4 protein-coding genes and 1 pseudogene are annotated in these 3,769 nt (G+C 44.2%); 1 reads left to right on the top strand and 4 read right to left on the bottom strand.

The genetic code is table 11. The features are described 5' to 3' along the window. The first annotated feature begins 118 nt into the window (after nt 1-118). Complete coding sequence (locus tag C8D99_RS15820; RefSeq protein WP_420808822.1) at nt 119-223, top strand: ATP-binding protein; 105 nt, start codon at nt 119-121, stop codon at nt 221-223. A gap of 107 nt (nt 224-330) precedes the next feature. Here C8D99_RS15820 and C8D99_RS14990 read toward each other — a convergent pair. From C8D99_RS14990 to C8D99_RS14975, 4 genes and pseudogenes are all read right to left on the bottom strand, one after another. Next, a pseudogene (locus C8D99_RS14990) lies at nt 331-636 on the bottom strand (transposase); the annotation flags it as partial. Between the two features lie 292 nt (nt 637-928). Further along, nucleotides 929-1,138 (bottom strand): ATP-binding protein, encoded by a 210-nt coding sequence (locus C8D99_RS14985; RefSeq protein WP_133959308.1) that lies wholly within the window; start codon nt 1,136-1,138, stop codon nt 929-931. A gap of 9 nt (nt 1,139-1,147) precedes the next feature. Continuing rightward, on the bottom strand, nt 1,148-2,362 hold the full coding sequence (locus tag C8D99_RS14980; RefSeq protein ID WP_133959307.1) for an O-antigen ligase family protein: 1,215 nt from the start codon (nt 2,360-2,362) through the stop codon (nt 1,148-1,150). 157 nt (nt 2,363-2,519) lie between these two features. Continuing rightward, nucleotides 2,520-3,611 (bottom strand): glycosyltransferase, encoded by a 1,092-nt coding sequence (locus C8D99_RS14975; protein ID WP_133959306.1) that lies wholly within the window; start codon nt 3,609-3,611, stop codon nt 2,520-2,522. Nucleotides 3,612-3,769 lie beyond the last annotated feature (158 nt).

Genomic DNA, 3,769 nt, shown 5'->3' with positions numbered 1-3,769 from the left:
ATCGAATGTTTCGAACATCCTGGACAAAGGCTGCTTGTCGGCGAGATTTTGGAGAAGCAACGGAAAATCTACGAGGCTATGGATGTCCAACCTCCGGCCTCGTTATGAGTAGGCGGGAATCCAGGATGCCATCCTGGACAGGATAGTCCACAACGCGCACATGATCCGGATCCAGGGCAAAGAGTCGATGAGAAAGAAGAAGGGCCTGGCGGCTGCCGGGTAGAAACGAATCTTCTCTTTCCGGGGAGGGTGGCCCCCTCTCCGGAATACCGGCTCAATTCCGCCGGAGAGATGGCTCCGTCAGAATCGGAACAGTGGCTCTCGGAGACCGTAATATCCAAGCAGTGAGCTGTTGAACACAATGCCGCTGCCGCTCCGGTCCCGGACCTTGGGTACCCTCACTTCCACGTCCCCGATTCCTGTCTGGACAGCCCGCCCGGGAAGATATCCGTTGCGGACAACCGCCGCTCTTCCGTCTTCCAGGCGAAGAGAGGTGCAAGCCTCAAGCAGAGACTCCAGTTCGGCCTCTACAGCCTTTGCTATGAGGTCTCTGGCTCCCCTCCGCAGAAGTTCGGTCAGGGGATCCGGGACCGTTGCCTCTGGACCGGAAGAGCTGGATGCAGTACACTTTTTCATGGCGTATCCCTCCAATGTCGATTGTGAGCCTGCTAGCCCAATCGGCAGGATACGCCACTTATTTTTCAAAGTCCATACACCAGATATGAGTTTAACTCGTTTAACTCCCCTTCTACCCAAAGGCAGGAAAAGGAAAAGACCGATTCCTGTTAGGTGTTGTGAAACGCGTTTTTTTAGAGCCACTTTCTCGCAGATATGAGAGCCGCCTCCGCGCTTAAACAGAGCCATCGGCGCGCGGGATAAGAGCCACCCCATTGGAACGAAGCGGCTCTGCACCTTGATAACCTGAAGATCAATCGCGGGCTGCTTCACGCATGGACTTTTTGCCCTTGATGACGATATTGTACGCCTGAGAACAGAGTCGGTCCGTTATCGCCTCGGCGGCAACCGGGACAGGAATCTGGTCCAGCCATTCGGCGGGCTCGAACTGGGAGGCAATGATCGTAGCCTGGTGGTTGTGCCTCCGGTCGACGAGCGAGAGCAGCAGCTGGGTGTCCTCCACGCTCTTTCATCATTCTAAGGATCCATTTTTTTTGGCAAGCTTGATTGTTGCGCACCCGAGCCCAAGTGCCAGCCACATAGGTAAAACATATATGACTGAACTGGCACTCATTGCTCCAACAGAAAAACCAAGTAAACCCAAAGATAAGCTACCACTGTAATACCTTAATGAAGGTAAACGTGATTTCTTAAAGACGTAAAACAATCTAAAAGCGATATAAAAATACCATAAAATAAAAATACCACCGACTGAAATTCCTAAATTCACGAGAATTTCCAACCAGAATGCATGCATACTCGTTATTTCTGAACCCAAAGAACCTTGAAGAATCTGGTCGCCTCCAGCCCCCAGTCCCCATCCAAAAGTATCTTTTAAAGCTTTGATCCCGTTGTAAATTAAAAAACGTCTGGTCGAAATAGAATCGCCAGGCCCCACTTGCGAAGAAAAAGAAACATATCGAGAAAAACTATGAATTGTACCAGAAATTTTACTTTCCAAAATATTAATAGGAACTCCCTTGAATTCAGGCAAAACTATTAGTCCAAATACACAAAGGCAGAATGCCATGGTAACCCGAATTCTTTTCTTGCTCTTCATATAAAAGAAAAACCAAAGTAATAGAAGAAATGCGAGAGCAAGAAGATTACCTCTTGAGTCTATTGCAAAAATGATCATTACTATTGCAATGCTACCGATATATTTAAAAGCAAATTTATGGGAAAAAAGGAAAAAAGGAAGTATCAGCACCATGACAGCAGCCAAATTATTCGGGTTCCAATGAAAGCCAGTTGGTACAAATCCCTCGGAATAAGGGGAAACGGGGGGGCGAAAAGATGTAAAAATTTCCAGCAGTGAAACGAATATATCTAATGAAGAAATTATTAGAAAAGACCGAAAGATCTTATTAAGAATGTCGATAGATGGAATATTTGAAGAAAGTGTAACAAAGATAACAAAACCAATTAGTAAATAGGTTGAATAACGAAGAGCATTAACGGCATTTGGAGCCCAGATTGTTGAAAAAAAAGAAAAAACAACAACGAAAAGCAAAGGAAGTGCCAATCGAGATAATTTAATCTCATGCGTTCCCCCTCGAAGAATGAGTAGCAATACGTAAAGGATGGCTACTGCGTGAAAGAGATAAAAAGGCCCATGGCTAACAGCCAGACTCAAAAATGCAGAAATTACGAATAAAGATAGCATTGAGCTGTTTTTTATCTTCATTTTTTAACCTCATCTCTAAAGACTAAAACATAGAAGAATAAAACAGAAATTTTGTATCGATATAACAGTATGGATTTTTCGTCGGATGCATGCAATATTCGAGCATGCAGTTCGAGGATATTGTAGTTGAGAGGATTAGCTTTCAGTTTCTTTGGATTCAAACTCCTTTGGAACGATCCTGCAAAATCCTTTCCAACACGGTCACATTTTCTTGCCAATCATATAATGATTTTACATGCTCGACACCTTTTCGACCCATTGATTCCCGAAGATCCGTGTTTTCCACGATCCTCATGATGGCTTCTCCTGCTTCTTCAGGGGATTCACGTCTGACAACAAAGCCGGTTACTCCGTTTACAACGACCTCCGGCAATCCCCCCGCATCTGAAACAACGACAGGAAGCCCACAGGCGGATGCTTCGAGAATCGCAACGCCAAAGCTTTCACTTCTGCTCAGAGCTACATAGATATCAATCTGATTGAGGTATTTAGGTACCTCGTGATTGGGTATCTTTCCAATCCAAGTGCAATTTTTACTGATGTGCAATTTTTCGGAGAGAAGCTTTAGTTCTCTTTCCTGTGGGCCGCCCCCAACGATCATAAGACGGAGGTTAACCGGAGAATCTTTTTTCACCATACGCTCTTTGATATACGCAAACGCGTGAAGTAACGTGTCAATTCCATATTTGGGAGCCAGGGTCTTTACTGTCCCAATTGTGATGGTGTTTGTCTGTTGATTTCGAAAAGCGGGCTTAAATATTCCTGTATCTATCCCGAAGGGAGTTATTTCTATTCGTGAAATTTCTGGACATAGAAAACGTACTTGCTCTGCCATGACTTTGCTTGTGGAGCATATCCGATCTGCTGCAAGAAGGTTTTTTCTTATGATTCTCTTGTGCAAGCTACTTTTATAGGGGAAATCATAAACATCGCTTCCCCATACAGATAATACATAAGGGGAAAAACCGCTGAAACGAGCAAGAGTACCGTATCCGCTCGCATAGTGAGCATTCATAACGTCTGGCTTGATCTCTCGCAAGATTTTTTTAAAAGCTATCGAATTAAGATAGTAGCCTAACAGTGTCGGAACAGGTAAAAAGTGCAGGCGTACCTTCTCTGAAATCAAGTGGTTTGTTTTGGCATGAGAAGGTAAACTTATGAGATGGAGCTCATGGCCCCTTTCAGCAAAGGCATTTGCCCAACGGATTGAATGAATAGAAGATGAAGCAGATAACAAAGCAATTTTCATAAGACCAACTCCATGAAATGTTGATTATTTAATAAATGAAGTAAACATAAAAATATTTATTTGCACTCTTGTCCAAAATAGGTTTTTAGGAACATTAAAAAGCCCCCAAGGTCTTTGAGATATCATTGGTTTGCCTACGCAACGAGACCTCAAATCCG

The organism is Aminivibrio pyruvatiphilus (assembly GCF_004366815.1).
Taxonomy (GTDB): domain Bacteria; phylum Synergistota; class Synergistia; order Synergistales; family Aminobacteriaceae; genus Aminivibrio; species Aminivibrio pyruvatiphilus.
The sequence above is the reverse complement of the archived record's forward strand: the minus strand, read 5'-3'. Positions and strand labels throughout refer to the sequence as shown.